Origin of the sequence: Bacillus sp. EAC (assembly GCF_002156875.1) — a bacterium.
GTDB lineage: Bacteria > Bacillota > Bacilli > Bacillales > Bacillaceae_G > Gottfriedia.
This window is the reverse complement of sequence record NZ_NCSY01000004.1, coordinates 1-20230: the sequence shown is the minus strand read 5'-3', so window position 1 is coordinate 20230 and position 20230 is coordinate 1. Positions and strand designations below refer to the sequence as shown.

Sequence of the window (20230 nt, the reverse complement as noted above, 5' to 3'; positions counted from 1 at the left end):
TTGACTAGCCTTTATTTAAATATCAGCAATTTATATTTACAGAGCAAAAAAACAGAAAAACCCGTCACTTGGGTTTCTCTGTTTTTTAAAAATCCGATTCTTACTGGGTATTTACTTATTTTTTTTACTTTTTTTGTCTCTTAAAAGTGAACATATAATTAAAATAATTAACATACTTAGACAAACAAACATACTCAATCTATTCTGTTCGCTAAATGCAAATGCCACACAACTAATACTTAGCGCTATTACAGTAAAAGAAGTGGCATATGGAAATCCCCATACTTTAAAATGTGGAATGTCTTTATATGTTTTACGAAGCTTCAATTGAGCTAAACATATGCTAATCCAAACTAATGAAACTGTAAATCCTGGTATTGCCATCAAATAGCCAAAAACACGATCAGGTGAAAAGTACGCAACAAATGTACCACCAACAAGAATAATTGCACTTAAAATAACAGTATAAATAGGCACACCGTTTTTAGAAACATATGAAAACAGCTTTGGTGCTTCACCTTCCGCGGCTAAAGAGTACATCATCCGTGTACAACCATAAATACCAGAGTTTGCTGCAGACAGAACAGCTGTAATAAGGACGAAATTCATTATATGAGCCGCTCCTTTAAATCCAACTGTAGATAATACTTGTACAAACGGACTAGCTTGATTTCCAATTTCATTCCATGGAATTAAACCACAAATGATAAGGATTGGGAGCGTATAGAATATCACAATTCTCCAAATTACTCCTTTTATCACTTTAGGCAATACCTTCTCTGCATCCTTCGTTTCAGTTAAGGTCAATCCGATCAGTTCAGATCCACCGTAAGAAAAAATTACAATTAATAGTGCCGAAAACACTCCCGACCAACCGTGCGGGAAGAAGCCTTGGTGTTGTACGTAATTTTGAATATAGTTACTGTCATTACTTGGGATGATTCCAAATAGTATACATGCCCCTAAAACAATAAATAAAACAATCATCGTAATTTTTATTCCGGCAAACCAAAATTCGATTTCACCGTAACGTTTCACATTCATAAAATTAATGGCAACAATAAAAATAGCACTAATAAAACTTAATGACCATAAAGACATAGAAGGAAACCAATACTGTAGAAAGCTTCCAGCAGCTATAACTTCAATGACACAAACTACGATCCACATAAAACAGTAAAGCCACCCGATTACAAAGGACACCTTAGTCCCAAACGCTTTTCGAATAAACCCTTTCATATTCAACCCAGGGAAAGCGATAGCCATCTCGGCAATTGCACTCATTACAACTAGAAGTAATAAACCAGCAAACAGATAAGAAAATATAACTGCTGGCCCCGCTATCGATACTGTTTCAGAAGTTCCTTTAAAAATACCTGTTCCGATGGCTCCCCCGAGTGCCATTAAACGGATATGTCTTGGTAATAATTTCTTTTGTAATTCCATATTTTTTTCTCCTCAATAAGATTTAATATAAAAAAATCGTCCCTGTCATTTACGACAGGGACGATTTACACCGTGTTACCACCCTAATTACAGACTTAAATAAATGTCTGTCTCTTGATTTTGATTAACGATCAAATGACCGTCTTTCCCGTTCTAAAAGTCACCCTTTACTTCGAAAAAGATTGCTCCAGGACTGTAATTCATGCTTGTTTATGTACTGATTCGCACCTTCCATCAGTTCTCTAAAACAGGGAAACTAGCATTACTGTGTTCCTTTCATTGCATATCCGATATTAAGTTTTTCATAAAATAAAAAAGCCCCTACTGATTGTATCAGTAGGGACGAAAAGTTCGCGGTACCACCCTAGTTGCAGACCAAGTCTGCCTCTCGAATTTGTTAACGATCGTTTTTGACCGTTTTTCCCTCTATAAAGATAATCTTTATTTCGAAAAAAATGCTCAGGGGTTGTAATTCATCCTTATCTTTGTACTGATTTCCACCTTCCATCAGCTCTCTAAAACAGTGAGATAAGCACTACTGAAATTCCCATCATTGCTTAATATGTTAATATAATCATTTCTTACTGCAGTAAGTATGTTTTGTATTATAGAGGTAGCATAACTAATCTGTCAATGATAAAAGTATTAATAAGTTATATTTTTTCAAAAACATTTACTATTTAAAAGGCTCTGCTATAAAAGATAATTGATTTCCACAATCCATAAATATAATTTCATGTGGGATTATGCCGGTACCTTCTTCTATATCCGTTTTGTAATATTAACAGTATATTACACAGCATATCATTTAATAATAATGAAGGTAATACTTTAAGTTATTACCTTATGACAATTCCGGTACACGTTCACAATACTAGCTTAAAATATTTTCCAGGATCAATGTAAACTATTGAAAAATCAGTACATCACAATTAAGAACTGAACAACTAAAAATAAAAATGAGCCTCTAGAATCGATTCTTAAGGCTCGTTTTACATATTATGAGAGAAATTTGTACACTTAACTTTTATACTAAAAATACCAATTTTTCAGAAATCCTAATCATATTACTATGTTTTTTATTTTATATTTTGATACGATGAATTAAATAAATTTAAATTTACTTTTATTTGAGTGTTTTAGGAGCTGAAGTAATGAATGCAATCATTCATTTATTAAATGAGTATGGATATATTATTCTATTTTTATCCTTGATGTTGGAACTAATCATTTTACCTATTCCAAATGAAGCTTTAATGAGTTATGTCGGTGTCCTTTGTTATCAAGGTAAGATGAATCTTATCCTCTCCATTATTTCTGCAGGATTTGGTGGAATGATTGGTGTAACAGTTTCCTATTGGATAGGGTATAAGCTTGGTGCCCCTTTTTTCCGTAAATACGGTCATTTCATTCATATGGGACCTGAGAAAATGGAGAAAATGGAGATTTGGTATCAAAAATACGGAAAAATTTTATTGATATTTTCTTACTTTATTCCTGGCGTTAGACATATTGCAAGTATTATATCTGGCGTGATTAAACTTCCCTTCCGCTCTTTTTCCATTTTTGCAAATATAGGTGTCCTTCTATGGATAAGCACCTTTATTTGGTTAGGAAATGTTCTGGGTCCAAAATATCATCAATACGAAAGTGTAATAACAAAATGGTTGGTGCTAGGTAGTATAGTTTTTGCTTTTGTTGCACTTATTTATTTTATTGTAAGAACTAACAGGGTCTTTATAAAAGAGTCTATGTTCCTTATATTTCAATCGGTTTTTCATAAATACAATAGCCTTTTAAAAATAAAGTTTGTATTATTAACCTTTCTAATCATATTTATTACTTTCTTTACCTTAATGATTGGCATCATTCAGGATTTAGTAAGTAATGAGTTTGGTAAGTTCAATTCAATCTTTAAAACAATTGTATTCTCATTGATAAATGTAAACTATAAAGGTCTTATTAAATTCGTATATTTCTTTTCTTCTTGGAGCTTGTTACTAACAATTACACTTATTACAGTTGCTGCAATTTTATTGAATAGGAAAAATAAATGGTTAGAGCTTACTTTTTATGTTTCAATCGTGATCGCAACCATTCTATTTTCAAAAGGAATTCATTGGTTCTTCAATTTTATGTTTAGCAGTATTAAGATCGCTGCTTCTATTCCATTTGAACAATCAATGCTGTTATTTTCTGTGTATGGGTTATTTTACGTTATGCTGATTCGCCACCGTTCGAACTTACTCTTTGCCGTTGGAATGTTTATCTTTTTTATTAGCATTTTAACGGGCTATTCAATAAGTGCTGTGTACCTTTTCCATTTCACACCAAGCGATATAATGATCGGTTTTGTTTTCAGTGCTGTTTTGGTGAGTGGATCAATTTTATCAATGGAAATGTTTCGCTTCTTGTCTCTTATAAAAGAGGGCATTCGTCTAGAGAAAATATCTTAAGTGATGTTGCAGCTTTTCATCCTATGTACATTTGGTCATAAAAACACCCCGTAATGTTAGTTGGTGCTAACCATTTACGGGGTATTTCACGATAAGGATACTAGCTTTATTTTGATTAATAAACTACTTAAAGTTTTTTTATTCTGATTGGACTAACCATTAAGATAGCTAGGATTAAGGTAATCCACGCATTGCTATATAAAAACAATCCCATAAAAGCCAATGGTAATCCAGCAGCTGGAATAGGTAAACCTTTAAAATACCCAATGGTTGGTTTAACACTAAATTTAGCTAATCTTAACGCACCCATCGTAGGAAAAAGGATAAATGCCAATGAAGTCAAAATTGATGGAGTAGCTATCGAATAGAATATAAGTGCAGGAGCAACTCCGAAACTAACAATATCAGCTAAGGAATCCAATTCTACTCCAAATTCACTATTAACTTTTAATTTCCTAGCTACTCTTCCGTCTAAAAGATCAAAAAAGGCTGAAATAAAAATAAAAATGCAGGCTTCTTTTAATAAGCTATTCATATTTAAAGTTATTGAAAGCACACCACAAACTAAATTTCCTATTGTTAATAAATTGGGTATAGCTTTTACTATTTGATTGTACAAAGTATCCCCCCTAATTTTGAAAACTCCTCACCAATTAAGTATTATTTTCTATCTATTCTTGCTTTATTCTTCATATTTTATTAAAGTAGTTTACTTAACCAAAACCTATTAGTAAAACAACAATCTTTTTAACTTAGTTGAAAAGCTAAAGTAGTTTATAAGAATATAAACGAATTAAATATAAAAAAGATAAAAGCAGAAACGCCATCAATTTGGGTTTTCTGTTTTTATCTTTTTAGGATGATAATTTATTGAATAGGTAAATTCATTTTTTCACCAATAAAAAATACTTCTTTTTTAAATAAAAGTATGGATTAACATGGAGATAACAACTGCAAATGATAGATAGTAGTGCCAGTTTTTATCTTTTCTTTTGTATCGTAAGAATCCAAATATACCTAGTGGAAGTAAAAGCAAATATGCGATTACACCTGATATATAAACTGCATTTGTCTTCCATTCATAAAAAGTCATTACAATCGAGTGCACTGTGATTAATGCAAATGTGATCAATGAAATTGGTACATGGAGTAACTTAACCCATTTCAACACCTTTGCAAGTGATTTTTTTAACTCTTTTTTATTATTTAATTTATTTACTCTTAATAAAAAATAAATAGGGAAAATTGCAAATGCTGTAAAAACGCCAAGTCGACCGAGAGAGCCCTTGCTCTTGGCATAAGATTTCAAGGGATTAAATTCTTTCAAATGATTATATCCATTTTGAAGGTGAGATTGAACATTAGTTGACAATGCAGAGCGATGCTCAATTGTCCACCATCCAGCAATGAAAATAATGAACGAAACAATAAATGCTAAATAGATTAATTTCCTCTCATTTTTATTTCTGATCCAATTTACTAACATAAATTCAATCCTTTCTATAAAAAAGGAATTTCTTTTTTCTTAATTCCGATTAATAGATAACATACAAAAGAAAAGTGAAAATACAATGAAAAATTAATACGACATATTAGGACAAATTTGTAACTTTATGGAACATTAAGTGTTTAAAGTAAAGGATGATCTATTCAAAAGACATCTATTTTAACTTAAAACAAACAAAAAAACAGAAATAGCTTTACTTGGCTTTTCTGTTTCTCATTTTCTACGAATTTAGAACTACATTTGTATCTACTCACATTATCCCAAGCCGTGTTAGTTGATTAACACAGATTAAATCTTATTTTTTATATCTCCCAATAGGATTAATTACTATTTCCAAATACTTTAGTTCTATTTTTATAAAAATAAATAATTATTCCAGCTAAAATTATGCAGATTAGGATTTTACCAAACAAAGTGAATTCTAATACTTGATTTACAGAATATGTTTCAAGGATTAAAACTGGTATTTTACCAATCAAACTGGCCAAAAAGAAATTTTTTAATGTAACTTTTCCAAACGCAGCAAATAAAGTAATTAAACTAGATGGTATAAATGGAATTAAACGTAAAGAAAGAACCGCGTAAAAAGACTCTTTACCTTCTAAACTTAAAAGCTTTTGTAAATACTTAAATTTACTTGAATTTTTCTTAAATCTATTTTGAAATCCAAATCTATATAAAAAGAAAGCAACCATCGTTCCAGAGAGTTCTCCAATATAAGATACTAAAAAACCACCTGTTATCCCAAAAAGTTTAATATTAATTGCTGTAAGAAACCAGCTAGGAACTACCCCAATTATGCTGATCAGTATATTAATTAAGATGCTTAATACAATGGCATAATCTTTATAAGTAATCAGTAATTGGGCAATATCATCAAATGTCATAATTTTCTCCTAAATAATGATTAATCCGGTTACAAAAATCTTAGCTTATCGATTTAAGTCTACAACATTCACACTATATTAATTACTCCACATAGTAAAATCCAAATATTTTCCATTTAATATATAGCATTATCTATTTCGTATGTATTATTCAACTTAATTAATTTTCAGTGTTTTTTACACAAAAAAAGGTGAGCAAATTGCGCACCTTTTTCTCTATTGAATCATCCAAACTGCTTTCCATTAAAAAGGGAAACTTAACCAATAACTATTGATGGGGTCCAAATTATTTCCGCTCTTACCAACGACCAATTGCCACAAATATTGCTAACGCAATTAGAATAATATTCATTCCTATTGCCGCATTTTCTTTTCTCTTCGCATGAAACACAGCAGCAAAAAGCATGACCAATCCAAGTGCTAAAGCAGCAATTGGTGTTAATATCGGTGCGATTCCTGTTGCAAAAGGTATAATTAATCCAATTGCTCCAAGTAATTCTGAAATGCCGATAAATGTAACAAAACCCTTTGAATAATCTTTTACCCAAGGTAAGCTTGATTTCGCTTTTTCATATTGAAATGCTTTCGTTAACCCAGCCATCAAAAACATTAATGCTAAAATTATTTGAACAATCCATAAGGCGATATTCATAAAATAACCCCTCCTTATTAAATGAGTTTGTTTAATCATTTTGGTTTCATTTTAATACCTAAAGAAATTATATTATCTATAACTAATTATTAGAAGTAGTTACTATAATGTGTCATAGTATACAAAAGGATACCTTAAGGAATGATGGGGAAATTAATACAATATTTAATAAATAAAAGGCTATTCTCCTATACAGCGTTGATTTGTTATAGGTTTTGTTACTGCAAAAAGAAATTGATAGGATCTGAAGATACGAGACTCCTGCAATAAATTTTTACGAAAACTAAAAAAGAAAGAGAGATAAAAATGTATCCCTCTTTCCTTCAAATCAATTTTATCGTAACGTTTTTAATGCTCCACTCCAAGCCACAACTTGTTTCAGCATATCATTGACATTTTTTTTATGTAAATCTGATGGTTTAAACGTAGTAAAGTTCTCAAAATCTGTGAATAAAGAAAATGTTGGATGAACCCTTACGTCTGCAATTTGTACTTCTCCTAGGATGCCACGTAGATGCTCAGCTGCTCGAGCACCACCTGTTGAACCGTAGCTTACAATACCTGCTGCCTTATTCGCCCATTCATCTCTTGCAAAATCAATCGCATTTTTCAATGCTCCTGAAATACTATGGTTATACTCTTGGACTACAAAAACAAATCCATCTAAACTAGTTAGTTTTTCAGACCAAGCTTTAATTCCTGGCTCTGTTCCATCAGTTGTTCCTAGAAATGGTAAATTGAATTCAGCAATATCGACTATTTCATAATTAGCATCACCACGTTGTTCAGCAATCCCTTTCACCCATTCACCAACTTGAGGGCTAACTCTTCCTTGTCGCGTACTTCCTAAAATAATTCCAATTGTAAGATTTCCATTTGACATTGTTTCTTCATCCTCCTTGTTTAAAATTTATTACTACTGTTATAATAATCCCAAAGAAACTAATTTAGAAGTAGACACTTTAATGTGACATAGTATACAAAAAGAAACCATTAGCGGGAGGTAATTAAATGGCTAAAGAATGTGCGGGAACGATTGAAACAGCTTTAGATATACTTGTGGGAAAATGGAAACCTGTCATACTATTTCATATTATTGAAAATGAAACATTACGCTTTAGTGAACTACAACGATTAGTACCTGAAATTACAAAAAAGATGCTGACTACACAACTTAGAGAATTAGAATATCACGATATTATCAATCGTAAAGTATATGCTCAAATTCCACCTAAAGTTGAATATTCAATTTCTAAATACGGCAAAGGTTTAATGCCTCTTTTAGAATCAATGCACCATTGGGGAACATCTCATCTAGTACACTTAAAGGAGCTTTATGGGGAAGAAGTAAGAAGTAAATAATATTTATCCATTATTCAGTTTAGAACCATATCTTGGCTTGGATTGGCTTTAGTCGTCTTAATAAAATTGATTAGCTACTCCATAATATTCATACTACAAGAAATCTTGAATATTACTATTATCTTTCGTAGCTAACCATTGAACTCAATCAAGATTAACTGCATCTGACAATATTTATAGCAACAATGTTATTGTTTCTATCTGGTTTTGTACACCTGTTTGATTGTTAGTTAAATAAGAAATATACTACATTATTAAGTATTTTAAGGACAAATTCGCTAACGAATTTGTCCTATTATTGTTCAATAGATCAAGAGTTTATTCTAAATTGTTAAATCTATATCGTTATTAAAGAATCATATTTGGATGATTTTATTAAGTCTATTTATCTATAATTTATTGCTACACTTGCTTTAAAATATACAAATGCAGCAATCCCACCCTCCAAATGCACTTTATCCTCATACCCAAAAAGGAACCGCTAGTAGCGATTCCTAAAGTGATTATTTATTTGCTCCGTTTATTACACTAAGCGAATTGTTTAGTGCAGTTTTACACTTGCTTGTATCAGGATTTGAATTACGAACCGCAGCTAATACAACGTCAATAGTTCCATCAATTTTGGTCCAAGTTTTACCATCTGTATTTCTAAGTTTAGCCTCTGATGTATCCCACTGATGTTCTAAATTGTCGGCACCTTTTTTAGCTGTAGTAAAGTCTTTTGAATTCACATCTTTTAGCATATCATTTTCAATTTTAACAAAATCAGTTAGTTGTCCAGCTAATGTAGTTTGAGAAGTATTAGTTTGCGAAGCTAGATTATTACTGCGCCAAACGTATCCGCCAACACCTGCAACTAAGAAGATACAAAGTACTGCAATAGTTTGTATTAAAACATTTTTCCTGCTTCTATTTGCTTCACTTGTATCTGCTGATTCATTTTTAGCTGATATATCAATTTTTGTAACGGCAAGGAAAACGATTATCGCTAAAATTGCTATAAGAAAAATTGCACTAGTAACTGTTGTCCCTAATCCTAATCCGCCATTAACCTTTGGTTGGGATAGGTAGTCACCTAATGAAGCTCCGAGTGGTCGAGTAAGAATATACGCAACCCAAAAAGCTAAAATACCATCAAGCTTTAAGAATTTCCATGCAAAAAATACACAAAGTATGATAATAATAACTGTTATTCCCGTGTTAAAATAGCCAAAACCTAATTGTTCTGAATATAAATCTCCGACTGCCGTTCCAAGTGCAAATGTGAAAAGAATGGCAAGCCAATAAAAAACTTCCCTTTTTCTTGTGAAAATTGAGTGTATTGAAAGTGTTTTTTCACTAAGATACCAAAGAATAAAAGTTAATCCTAGTAACACTGAGAAAACTATTGTACTAGTCTCGAGTGGAACTCCCATTGCGTCTGTCAAATTATCAGTTACCAGTGTTCCAAATACACTTATCAGTACAACTGTAATCCAATAGATGCTTGAAACATATTTAGTTGCTTTGAACTGAAAAAACAATGCGATTAAAAATGCAATTCCCATAATTAAAGTAGTGCGTCCTAAACCAAATCCAAGGTTAAAATTCAGAAAATCAGCAAATGTTTCACCGACGGTCGTACATAAAACTTTGATTATCCAGAAGAAAATAGTAACTTCTGGAACCTTACTAAGTAAAACTTTCATTTTATTTTCGTTAGTTACCATATTTAAATTCCTTTCAACTTGATTTAAATTACAAAATTATATTCCCATATAATTATGAAAGGAAAATGAAAATAAGAGATTTTTATGTATTTTTTCTAACCTCACATTTCGTACCATCACTATCAAGCCATCTGTCCACTTGTTATAAAAATAATTAATCATCAATTTCTTTATGACAATAAAAACAGAAAAACCCTCTATTGGGCTTTTCTGTTTCCTTACGATCTATTTACTTTAGTACTTCCATTTTTATGCTTCTATTTCGCTGCTTTCTCATGCTCTCGTGTAAAGAAACTCTTCATCGAATGGAACCATCAGATTTCTGCTTTAAGATGTAATAAACCAAGCTTGTAATGACTTTTACTTCATTCCTCAGTCATTGCATCTGCTTTGGTTACATGAATAGTACCGAATGGATGATTAGGAGGTGCGTATATTGAGTAAAGTTTTAACGGAGTATTCCCTATATTGATTACATTGTGCCATGTTCCAGCAGGTACCATTATTGCAGTATCATCATTGACATTACTTTTAAAATCTAACTTATCTTTACTCTTTCCCATTTGAACTATCCCCTGCCCCTGTTCAACACGTAAGAATTGATCAACATTGGGGTGTATTTCCAAACCTATATCTTCGCCAACATTGAGACTCATTAAGGTAACTTGCAAGTGCGTTCCAGTCCATAATGCAGTACGGTACGTATTGTTTTGTTTAGTAGCTTCATTGATATTAACCACAAACGGTTTTGCTCCATAATCTTTTAACATAATGCTGACATCACCACTCGATGGTTGAAAAAAGCCATATCTGTTTACGTATTCCACCCCAAAAGGATTAGTCCAGTAACCAAACTGTCTATTATGGTTATACAGTGGTACATAATAATAATAAGGATAATGATATTGATATGGATACATATTTGGAGCATAATTCATTTTATCAATCCCTTCACTGCCATAGCTTATTAAACTATCCTATGCACTGTGTATATGTAATGTACTTAGACTCTTTGTTAAACTAAACTATTTAGTTGTATCAATTATTAATACAAAATCAAAGGTGAGTTAGACTACCTATTTGTGGAATAGCCTATTCTATCTCATCAATTATACTTAATCAATATATGACAAAAAACCAGAAAAACCCTCATTAGGGCTTTTCTGGTTTCTCACTTTCTATGAATTCCGCACTCCTTTTAACTCTTTATACCCACACATTATTTCGCAGCTTTCTCATGCTCCTGTTTAAAAAAGCTCTTCATCGAATGGAACACATCAGATTTCTGCTTTAAGATATAATAGCGGAATTTTTCATCATTTAAGTTTTTATATGCAGACATTAGAGTGGAATGACGATTGTATTGGTTTACTTCTCCATATCCGAACATATTACTTACTTTCATTAATTCCTGAACTAACTTCACGCATCGTGCATTGTCTGATGTTAAATTATCACCATCAGAGAAATGGAATGGATAAATATTATAACGCTCTGGTGAATATTTGTACTCGATCACTTCTAATGCTTTTCGATAAGCAGATGAACAGATTGTTCCCCCGCTCTCTCCTTTGGTGAAAAATTCTTCCTCACTAACAACCTTTGCTTCTGTATGATGAGCAATAAATTCAATATCAACAGATTCATATTTCGTTCTTAAAAATCTAGTCATCCAAAAGAAGAAACTTCGAGCCATATACTTTTCCCATAAGCCCATACTTCCGCTCGTATCCATCATGGCTAGCACGACAGCTTTGGATTCAGGTTTTCTTATCTCATTCCATGTACGGAATTTTAAGTCTTCTGGTGAAATTGGATAAAAGGAAGGTGTACCACTCATTGCATTTCGTTTAAATGCTGACATCATCGTACGTTTTTTATCGATATTACCCATTAGACCAGTTTTTCGGATATCATTAAACTCAATATTTTCGACAGTATTTAAGTCTTGTTCTTTTCTTTTTAAATCTGGTAATTCTAACTGACTAAATAGAGCTTCCTCTAATTCCATTAGTGAAACCTCTGCCTCGTAATAGTCTTCTCCTGATTCCTTACCAGCACCTTGCCCTTTACCAGCACCTTTTTGTGGCTGGCCACCTTGTGATCCATCTCTTGCTACTACATCGCCAACTTTACTGTCTCCAGTCCCTTGACCAACGTGTTTATTTTTATCATAGTTATATCTAATCTTGTATTCATCTAGTGAACGAATAGGGATTTTTACTACATCTCGCCCGTTTGACATGATGATACTTTCTTCTGTAATTAAATCGGCTAAATTCTTTTTAATAGCCTCTTGCACTTTTTCTTGATGTCTTTGTTGATCGTCATGTCCTTTACGATGGAGGGTCCAGTCTTCCTGTGAAATGGTAAAATTATGCTTTTGTTCTATATTTTCATTACTCATTTTCTTTCCCTCCCTTACTCTAGTTGTATTTATTCTTTAAAATAAAAAAAATCGTCACACACTTATACACAAATGCATACACTAAATCGGTAGGTGAAATTCTACCCTTTTTTATGGATTACTCTATCATATGCAAGAGGACACAATTATTGACAATGTTTCTTCTATTTTTTGCACCCATTTTTTCAGAAAATAGGACAAGACTATAAAAAATATATTTGTGAAATAAAAAAGAAGTGTCTTCCGTTTTAGGATAAACACTTCTTTTTATTTTTTTTTATGGTAATGAGTGACCCATTCCAGCAACATAAATCCGTAACCATTGCTCTGCAGTCATACTTAATCGAGACGATTCTACTGCTGTTCTTACACGTTCAATTTTCCCCGATCCAACAATCGGCATCATATTTGCGGGATGAGCCAGTATCCAAGAATACATTACTTCATCGATTGAGTTTGCCCCTATTTCAGCAGCAATTTCACCCAGCATCGTACGAATACTTTCGGCCTTGTCAGTTTGGCTTGTGAATATTTGTCCACCTGCAAGTGGAGACCAAATCATAGGTGCAATACCTTTTTCAAGCAATAGGTCTACAGTGCCTTTTTCAAAATGTTCTAATTGCATTGGTGAAACCTCAATTTGGTTTGTCACTAACGGTGTATTAAGATGTTCTTGTAACATATTGAATTGAGATGGTAAAAAGTTTGATACTCCAAAATGACGCACTTTTCCTTCTGATTGAAGTTGATTAAAAGCTTCAGCAACTTCTTTTGGATCCATAAAAGGATTTGGCCTATGTATTAAGAGTAAATCGATATAGTCTGTTTGAAGATTCTTTAGTGAGTTATTTACACTCATTAAAATATGTTCTTTACTCGTATCATAATGATTCATTTTTAGTTCTGGAAATTTTGCTGATTTTAGTTTAATTCCACACTTAGTAACAATTTGGATTTTTTCACGAAGCTCTGGTTTGAATGCTAACGCTTTCCCAAAAATCTCCTCACATGTATAACCACCATAAATATCAGCATGATCAAATGTTGTAATCCCTAATTCTATACATTCTTCAATAAATGTAACTAATTGCTTGGTCGTCATATTCCACTCAGATAAGCGCCATAAGCCATGGATAATTTGTGAAAACTCTAAGTCTTCAGCTAGCTGTATTCTCTTCAATTTAGGCAACCACCTTTCTTATTAAATCTTTATCTTATTATAAATTATACAATCCTAATTGCAAAAGAAAACGGCTATCAAAATGATAGCCGTTTTACATATTTAACGGTTAAGTAAAGAACCTACGTAACGTAGAAGTTCATTTGCTGATGTAGAATTATATCCATACTCATCAATTAAGCGACTTACCACATCATTGATTTTCTTTAATTGACGCTCATCAGGCGTTTTAGTGGACGTCGTAATTTTAACAACATCCTTCAGATCCGAAAAAAGTTTCTTTTGGATTGCTTCTTTTAAACGTTCATGCGAATTATAATCAAATCGTTTTCCTTTACGTGCGTAAGCAGAAATACGAATCAAGATTTCTTCACGGAATGCTTTCTTAGCATTTTCAGAAATACCAATTTGCTCTTCAATCGAACGCATTAATTTTTCATCTGGATTCATTTCTTCACCAGTTAATGGATCGCGTAATTTGTTCTTATTGCAATAAGCCTCTACGTTATCTAGATAATTATCCATAAGCGTTTTTGCTGATTCCTCATACGAGTAAACAAAGGCTTTCTGTACTTCTTGTTTGGCGATATCATCATATTCTTTTCTTGCAATCGAAATAAAGTTCATATAACGCTCTCGATCTTCATTCGAGATAGAAGGATGCTGATCTAATCCGTCTTTTAATGAACGTAATACATCTAATGCATTAATAGAAGGAATTTCTTTTCGGATAATCGTTGAGGAAATTCGGTTAATGACATAACGCGGATCAATACCGTGCATACCTTCATCCAAATATTCTTTCTTCAACTCTTCCAAATCAACTGTATTATAACCTTCTACCATTTCACCATCATATAAACGCATTTTTTTAACTAGATCAATGTCGCCACGTTTTGGTTCTTTTAAACGGGTTAAAATCGTGAACATTGCTGCTACTCGTAAAGTATGTGGAGCAATATGCACATTCGAAACATCACTTTCTGAAATCATTTTTTGATAGATCCGCTCTTCCTCACTTACCCTTAAATTATAAGGAATTGGCATAACGATAATACGTGAATGTAAAGCTTCATTTTTCTTATTATTAATAAACGATCTGTACTCTGTTTCATTTGTATGAGCTATAATCAATTCATCCGCAGATATCAATGCAAAACGCCCTGCCTTAAAGTTTCCTTCTTGCGTCAGGGATAGTAAGTGCCATAAAAACTTTTCATCACATTTTAACATCTCTTGGAATTCCATCATGCCACGATTTGCCTTGTTTAATTCTCCATCAAAGCGATAAGCTCGTGGATCGGATTCCGAACCAAATTGAGCAATTGTTGAGAAATCGATACTACCTGTTAAATCAGCGATATCTTGAGATTTAGGATCAGATGGACTAAATGTTCCAACACCTACTCGACGATCTTCTGATAAGAAGATACGCTCAACCATAACGTCTTCAATTCTTCCACCATATTCTTGTTCAAGTCTCATTAAGTTTAATGGAGAAAGATTCCCTTCAATTCGTATACCATATTCTTTGAAAAAATCATCTCTTAAATGGTTAGGGATAAGATGTAATGGATCTTCATGCATTGGGCAACCTTTAATAGCATAGATAGAACCTTGTTCTGTTCTTGAGTAAGCTTCTAAGCCTCTCTTTAACATTGTAACGAGTGTTGACTTACCACCACTTACTGGACCCATAAGTAATAAAATACGTTTTTTAACATCTAATCTCTTGGCAGCTGGATGGAAATATTCTTCTACTAGTCTCTCTAGGGCTTCTTCTAATCCATATAGGTTGTTACTAAAGAAGCTATAGGTTTTTTTACCATTCACTTCTTCAATACCTGCGTCTTTTATCATATTATATATTCTAGAATGTGCAGTTTGGGCAACCCATGGCTCCTCTTTTAATGTTTCAAGATACTCAGCAAAAGTGCCTTCCCATTTCAATCTTTGTTCCATGTCCCGATGCTGCTCAAGTTTCTTTAAAATATCCATGGACAAGTACCTCCTTTTTCTCATCTGTAAGAGAGATTATTAAAGGATATGCGAGGATGTCCGTACTAATGCTATATCTTAAGTGGGAAAATATTTTTTAATCGAGACTTAATTCACAAATTTAATTTCATATTTCTACGTTTTTTTTGTATAATAAGTTTAGGGTAATGGCAATTTTTTAAATTGGGAGGATACATACTGATGAGATTAGCTCTAATATTATTGGTTACAGCTACATTTTTAGTTGCAATTTTCACTGGCGGCTATAATGACAGACCAGGACTTAAAAACAAATAATTAGTACAAGATGTTTCTTAATTCGGACCTGAATTTGTTAAAAATTTACGCATCCGTTTTAATGAAGCATCTTTTTTTTCAAAAAATTCGTTTCTCACTTTATTCGGATGAACCCTCAATCCTTCTCTCACTTCATTATTTTCTGGATATAGTTGCTTATAATTCCGAGGTGAGCAGTGGATTCTCTACTTTATCGATTTCTAAATACTACTCATTATTTAAAAGTTTTCATACAAAAAAAGCACCAATACTGGTGACTTTTTGCTTTAATTAGAATAATCTTTCACTTTCAATAACTCACGAAAATCTTGTTGTCTTAAAGCTTCGTATATTAAAATCGCAGCAGTATTTGATAAATTTAATGAGCGAATATGATCTGTCATTGGAATTCTTAAACAAGTGTCCATATTTTTTTCAATTAATTCCTTCGGTAGGCCTGTTGTTTCTCTTCCAAATACAAAGAAAATTTCTTCATCCACAGTTGAATAATCAAAATTTGAATATGTCTTTTCACCAAATTTTGTTATGAAATAAAATTTCCCATTTTCATACTTTGAAAATAACTCATCTAAAGAGTCATGATAATGAATGTCTACATGCTCCCAATAATCTAAGCCTGCTCTTTTTAACATTTTATCGTCAGTAGAAAAACCTAATGGACGAATTAAATGTAAACTTGTATCTGTTCCTGCACAAGTACGTGCGATATTTCCTGTATTTGCTGGAATCTGTGGTTGATATAATACAACATGTATTCCCATTTTTTCACCTCTATATTGTTTCAATGCTTTATATTATACCAAATTCATTACTATTATTGGTATTAATCGTTAATAGGATTATTTAATCCATCAATTATATGAAAAAACTTATACGTGATATTATCTGTATAGGCAGTCGAGTCATAGTATGACCAATATCGTTTCCTACTATTTTGCGTATGTGCATTCACTAATGGTTCACCATTTTCATCTTTGGCAACTACGATTGTACAATGATTCCATCTTCCATCACCTTCGAAGTCATATAAAATGATATCTCCTAGTGTTAGTTCCTTCGGATTAGCCACTTCTTCTGCTTTAATTCCGGTTTGTGATCCTGGAAGGTACTTTCTTAACGCATGTGCTACTCTCCAACTATAACTACTAGTAGAATAATTCTTATACCACCAGCCAACTGCTACTTTCGGCATACCCTTCATTTGAAATCCACCAGCTCTAAGACATTGAGAAATGAAATTAGTACAGTCATTTGCATAAAGAGGGTATACACTATTATGGCCATCCCACCACGTCTCTGCATATTTAACAGCATTAAACCGATTGTATATATTACTACGTTCTAATTCTTCTTCCATACTTGTATCTTCTTCAATTTCAAAAAATTCGTCTTCATCCTCTATTGGAAACTCTATATCATATAGTATTTCCGCATTACTAATCGCCATCTGTCTTTCTTGTTGGTCTTCTTCAAAATATAAGTCCTTTTGTTTTAAAAAATATCTCGTATGCAAAGTATAATTTAAGTACGTTATATCATTTTCTTCCCAGTTATGTGTAACTTCTAGATTTCCATATGCTTTCACTAAAGAAATATTTCGTTGCGAAAACAAATCCACCTTACGTTGAATCGCTAAAAATTCTTTTTCTTGTATGAGACGACTTCTTTGTCCTTCACCAAAAAAAAGTTGCAATCGTTCCTTTACATAGTTCTCAATAAGATCCCGATTTAACAAGAAAATCCCCCCTTTTCAACATTCGCCTTATTCTATACGATGTTGAGAAGTGGGAGATTATACCTTACATTCAATATTACTTTGACAGTACTGTATTGATTTCTTCTATTACAATAGCATCTAATTCAGTTTTTAGACATTCTTTTATAAACGGTAAACCTTTGTTTCCTTCTATTTCGGAAATTGCCCAGATAGCCGTACCACGAATAACAGGTCTAGCATCATTTTTTGCCATTTCCATCAAATCAACAACTGCGGACTCATCTTTAAAATGCGCTAAAGCAATTATTGCATTTCGTTGAATTGGGTTTTTCCCTCTCCAAGAACCTGACATTTGTCCAAATTGATTTTTAAATTCTCTATTACTTACCTTCAAAACTGATCTCAATAATGGTTTAACTGTCTCTGGATCAGGTTCCATCTCTATATGATGTGTAAAATTAATACCTTTATTTTTAGGACAAATTGTCTGACAAGTATCACATCCATAAATACGATTACCGAATTCTTTGCGATATTCTAAAGGGATCATTTCTTTCGATTGAGTTAAAAAAGCGATACAGTTTTTAGCATTTAACTGTCCGGGCGCGACAATAGCACTTGTGGGACAAACATCTATACATTTTGTACATTCTCCACATTGGTCTTCAATTGGAGAATCAGGTTCAAATGGTAATGATGTAATCATTTCTCCTAAATAGACGTAAGAACCGAATTCAGGCGTAATTATTGAACAGTTTTTAGCGCTCCACCCTATTCCTGCACGTTCCGCTACTGCTCGATCAACTAGTTCACCAGTATCAACCATTGATTGTACTTTTGTATTCGGATAGTGCAATAAAATAAATGACTCAAGTTGAAGTAGTTTGTTCTTAACAACGATATGGTAATCTTCTCCCCATGAAGCTCTACAAAAAATCCCTCGAGTTGAGCCCTTCTTACTCTTTGGAGAATCTTTCATTTTTGACGGATATGCCAAAGCAATTGCTATAATCGAATGTGCCTCATTCATAATTTTTCTTGCATCCGCCCTACGCTCAATATCCTTTGTTTCAAAGCCTGATTGATAGTTTAACTCTTGCTGCCTATATAAGCGATCCTTCAATGTTAAAAACGGATCAGCTGTTGTAAATCCTATTTTATCAATTCCAATTTCTTTACTATATTTAATCAATTCTTTTTTAAATTCTTTTATGTTCATTCTTATCACCTTATTGCCTTGTACCCAAAATAACAATGTATTTTTATTATTCTAGTCAAGAAATTAACTATTTAAAAACAATAAAAAGATAATACACTATTTATCTACTTTTAGACATACTAAATGTGCAAATAATAAAAAAACGCAATGTATCGTTCTTCAATGGAATCAATACACTGCGTTGTTATCAAGTTATAAGTGCTAAAGCTATAGATAAGAAACAAACTCTAACCCTACGCTTTTAAGGCTTCAAATTCAAACTAAAATATACCTTCATAACATCAGGTAATTTGTATCATTTAGTTAGTAATTAGTGAACCTGTAAATAAATTTAACATACTAATGTCATTAACTCAAGAAGAAAATCACATTTTGTCGAAATTTAGCTTATGTAATATTTCCCATTCGATTTTATGAGGAAGTGTAAAAATACCGAGTAATAAAGCATAACCAATTCCATTAGGTACATGGTGGTTTTAGATTACCACTCCAGGATGCTCACTTTCCGTGGGGCAGGCAGTGAGCATACTCAACAAAAAGGTACTTGCGTCCTAACAACTTACGTTCCAAATCATTTTCTTTATTTACAGTTCACTTTAAAAAAGCTTTTTAAAAGCATCATCTAATGAAAAAAGAACACTAAGAGATCCCAAAAACCTCTCGTATCCTCCGACGAACAGACAAGACCCTCGCTCGTCCCTCTGAGGGGTGCTGGCAGCCTTTTTTAACGCAGAAGGGATCTGAGTTATCTATTATACAATATTTCTAAAAAACAACATTTTAATACCAAATAGGATCTAATTAAAAAAGAGTCTTGCATCTCTGCAAAACTCTTTTCACTATTTCCGTTAAATTATAGCGGTGACAGGACTTGAACCTGCACGTCCGTGAAGACAATAGATTTTGAGTCTACCGTGTCTGCCATTCCACCACACCGCCAAAAGATATACAATAATTATAGTATATCATTAAAGATTTGTCCAACTTATTAGTTCAATAATAAATAAAATCCTCTTATCGAAATAAGAGGATTTTGTGATACCGAGGGCCGGACTCGAACCGGCACGGGTGTCACCACCCGCAGGATTTTAAGTCCTGTGTGTCTGCCATTCCACCACCCCGGCATGGGATAAATTAAAAGGCGGTAACCGGATTTGAACCGATGATAAAGGTTTTGCAGACCTCTGCCTTACCACTTGGCTATACCGCCGTATATTGGAGCGGAAGACGGGGCTCGAACCCGCGACCCCAACCTTGGCAAGGTTGTATTCTACCACTGAACTACTTCCGCAAATGGCTGGGCTACCTGGATTCGAACCAGGGCATGACGGAATCAAAATCCGTTGCCTTACCGCTTGGCTATAGCCCAATACTATAAAGAACTTACTATATT

General features: G+C 32.9%; 16 protein-coding genes, 5 tRNA genes and 2 other annotated features. Of the genes, 2 read left to right on the top strand and 19 right to left on the bottom strand.

The genetic code is table 11. The features are described from left to right. Positions 1-111: 111 nt before the first annotated feature. Entirely contained in the window at positions 112-1446 is a 1335-nt protein-coding gene (locus tag B7R65_RS07610; protein WP_088042171.1) for an amino acid permease, read from the bottom strand. Between the two features lie 53 nt (positions 1447-1499). Continuing rightward, positions 1500-1735, bottom strand: a binding site (T-box leader). A 46-nt stretch (positions 1736-1781) separates the two neighbouring features. Next, positions 1782-2009 (bottom strand) — a binding site (T-box leader). 591 nt (positions 2010-2600) lie between these two features. Here B7R65_RS07610 and B7R65_RS07605 point away from each other — a divergent pair. Next, complete coding sequence (locus B7R65_RS07605; RefSeq protein WP_088042170.1) at positions 2601-3902, top strand: DedA family protein; 1302 nt, start codon at positions 2601-2603, stop codon at positions 3900-3902. Positions 3903-4029: 127 nt separating this feature from the next. Here B7R65_RS07605 and pssA read toward each other — a convergent pair whose 3' ends face one another. The 5 genes from pssA to B7R65_RS07580 form a co-directional block, all read right to left on the bottom strand. After that, a complete protein-coding gene (gene pssA, locus B7R65_RS07600) occupies positions 4030-4521 on the bottom strand; it encodes a CDP-diacylglycerol--serine O-phosphatidyltransferase (protein ID WP_088042169.1) in 492 nt (163 codons plus the stop codon). A gap of 297 nt (positions 4522-4818) precedes the next feature. After that, positions 4819-5388: a hypothetical protein gene (locus B7R65_RS07595; protein ID WP_088042168.1), complete on the bottom strand. Its 570-nt coding sequence runs from the start codon at positions 5386-5388 to the stop codon at positions 4819-4821. Between the two features lie 341 nt (positions 5389-5729). Beyond that, the gene (locus tag B7R65_RS07590; protein WP_088042167.1) at positions 5730-6296 is read right to left on the bottom strand and encodes a TVP38/TMEM64 family protein; all 567 of its coding nucleotides are present in this window, start codon (positions 6294-6296) and stop codon (positions 5730-5732) included. Positions 6297-6594: 298 nt separating this feature from the next. Then, positions 6595-6948, bottom strand: coding sequence for a DoxX family protein (locus tag B7R65_RS07585; RefSeq protein ID WP_088042166.1), 354 nt, complete (start codon positions 6946-6948; stop codon positions 6595-6597). A 334-nt stretch (positions 6949-7282) separates the two neighbouring features. Continuing rightward, complete coding sequence (locus B7R65_RS07580; protein ID WP_088042165.1) at positions 7283-7831, bottom strand: NADPH-dependent FMN reductase; 549 nt, start codon at positions 7829-7831, stop codon at positions 7283-7285. Positions 7832-7959: 128 nt separating this feature from the next. On the opposite strand from B7R65_RS07580, the gene B7R65_RS07575 reads away from it, so the two are divergent. Then, positions 7960-8310 carry a winged helix-turn-helix transcriptional regulator gene (locus B7R65_RS07575; protein WP_088042164.1) on the top strand — a complete coding sequence of 117 codons (351 nt, stop codon included), beginning with the start codon at positions 7960-7962 and terminating at the stop codon, positions 8308-8310. Between the two features lie 503 nt (positions 8311-8813). On the opposite strand, the gene B7R65_RS07570 is transcribed toward B7R65_RS07575, so the two are convergent. The 13 genes from B7R65_RS07570 to B7R65_RS07510 all read right to left on the bottom strand — a co-directional run bounded on the left by B7R65_RS07570 (position 8814) and on the right by B7R65_RS07510 (position 20206). Next, the gene (locus B7R65_RS07570) at positions 8814-9998 is read right to left on the bottom strand and encodes a hypothetical protein (RefSeq protein WP_256941208.1); all 1185 of its coding nucleotides are present in this window, start codon (positions 9996-9998) and stop codon (positions 8814-8816) included. A 386-nt stretch (positions 9999-10384) separates the two neighbouring features. After that, the gene (locus tag B7R65_RS07565) at positions 10385-10957 is read right to left on the bottom strand and encodes a cupin domain-containing protein (RefSeq protein ID WP_088042162.1); all 573 of its coding nucleotides are present in this window, start codon (positions 10955-10957) and stop codon (positions 10385-10387) included. A 281-nt stretch (positions 10958-11238) separates the two neighbouring features. After that, positions 11239-12426 (bottom strand): sporulation protein YhbH, encoded by a 1188-nt coding sequence (gene yhbH, locus B7R65_RS07560; protein WP_088042161.1) that lies wholly within the window; start codon positions 12424-12426, stop codon positions 11239-11241. Between the two features lie 277 nt (positions 12427-12703). Further along, positions 12704-13606, bottom strand: coding sequence for an aldo/keto reductase (locus tag B7R65_RS07555; protein WP_088042160.1), 903 nt, complete (start codon positions 13604-13606; stop codon positions 12704-12706). A gap of 102 nt (positions 13607-13708) precedes the next feature. Further along, positions 13709-15604 carry a PrkA family serine protein kinase gene (locus B7R65_RS07550; RefSeq protein ID WP_088042159.1) on the bottom strand — a complete coding sequence of 632 codons (1896 nt, stop codon included), beginning with the start codon at positions 15602-15604 and terminating at the stop codon, positions 13709-13711. A gap of 563 nt (positions 15605-16167) precedes the next feature. Continuing rightward, positions 16168-16662 carry a tRNA (uridine(34)/cytosine(34)/5-carboxymethylaminomethyluridine(34)-2'-O)-methyltransferase TrmL gene (trmL, locus tag B7R65_RS07545; RefSeq protein ID WP_088042158.1) on the bottom strand — a complete coding sequence of 165 codons (495 nt, stop codon included), beginning with the start codon at positions 16660-16662 and terminating at the stop codon, positions 16168-16170. A 62-nt stretch (positions 16663-16724) separates the two neighbouring features. Further along, a complete protein-coding gene (locus tag B7R65_RS07540; protein WP_088042157.1) occupies positions 16725-17636 on the bottom strand; it encodes an amidase domain-containing protein in 912 nt (303 codons plus the stop codon). Between the two features lie 76 nt (positions 17637-17712). Continuing rightward, a complete protein-coding gene (gene queG / locus B7R65_RS07535) occupies positions 17713-18837 on the bottom strand; it encodes a tRNA epoxyqueuosine(34) reductase QueG (RefSeq protein ID WP_088042156.1) in 1125 nt (374 codons plus the stop codon). Between the two features lie 856 nt (positions 18838-19693). Then, a tRNA-Leu gene (locus B7R65_RS07530) sits at positions 19694-19776 on the bottom strand. A 100-nt stretch (positions 19777-19876) separates the two neighbouring features. Continuing rightward, positions 19877-19961: transfer RNA gene (locus B7R65_RS07525), tRNA-Leu, on the bottom strand. A 15-nt stretch (positions 19962-19976) separates the two neighbouring features. Continuing rightward, a tRNA-Cys gene (locus B7R65_RS07520) sits at positions 19977-20047 on the bottom strand. 6 nt (positions 20048-20053) lie between these two features. Further along, a tRNA-Gly gene (locus tag B7R65_RS07515) sits at positions 20054-20128 on the bottom strand. Between the two features lie 3 nt (positions 20129-20131). Continuing rightward, a tRNA-Gln gene (locus tag B7R65_RS07510) sits at positions 20132-20206 on the bottom strand. Positions 20207-20230 lie beyond the last annotated feature (24 nt).

Coding starts and splice junctions, on each gene's coding strand:
- B7R65_RS07610 (WP_088042171.1), bottom strand. CDS start 1,446: ATGGAATTACAAAAGAAATTATTACCAAGACATATCCGTTTAATGGCA.
- B7R65_RS07605 (WP_088042170.1), top strand. CDS start 2,601: ATGAATGCAATCATTCATTTATTAAATGAGTATGGATATATTATTCTA.
- B7R65_RS07595 (WP_088042168.1), bottom strand. CDS start 5,388: ATGTTAGTAAATTGGATCAGAAATAAAAATGAGAGGAAATTAATCTAT.
- B7R65_RS07590 (WP_088042167.1), bottom strand. CDS start 6,296: ATGACATTTGATGATATTGCCCAATTACTGATTACTTATAAAGATTAT.
- B7R65_RS07585 (WP_088042166.1), bottom strand. CDS start 6,948: ATGAATATCGCCTTATGGATTGTTCAAATAATTTTAGCATTAATGTTT.
- B7R65_RS07580 (WP_088042165.1), bottom strand. CDS start 7,831: ATGTCAAATGGAAATCTTACAATTGGAATTATTTTAGGAAGTACGCGA.
- B7R65_RS07575 (WP_088042164.1), top strand. CDS start 7,960: ATGGCTAAAGAATGTGCGGGAACGATTGAAACAGCTTTAGATATACTT.
- B7R65_RS07570 (WP_256941208.1), bottom strand. CDS start 9,998: ATGAAAGTTTTACTTAGTAAGGTTCCAGAAGTTACTATTTTCTTCTGG.
- B7R65_RS07565 (WP_088042162.1), bottom strand. CDS start 10,957: ATGAATTATGCTCCAAATATGTATCCATATCAATATCATTATCCTTAT.
- yhbH (WP_088042161.1), bottom strand. CDS start 12,426: ATGAGTAATGAAAATATAGAACAAAAGCATAATTTTACCATTTCACAG.
- B7R65_RS07550 (WP_088042159.1), bottom strand. CDS start 15,604: ATGGATATTTTAAAGAAACTTGAGCAGCATCGGGACATGGAACAAAGA.
- trmL (WP_088042158.1), bottom strand. CDS start 16,662: ATGGGAATACATGTTGTATTATATCAACCACAGATTCCAGCAAATACA.
- queG (WP_088042156.1), bottom strand. CDS start 18,837: ATGAACATAAAAGAATTTAAAAAAGAATTGATTAAATATAGTAAAGAA.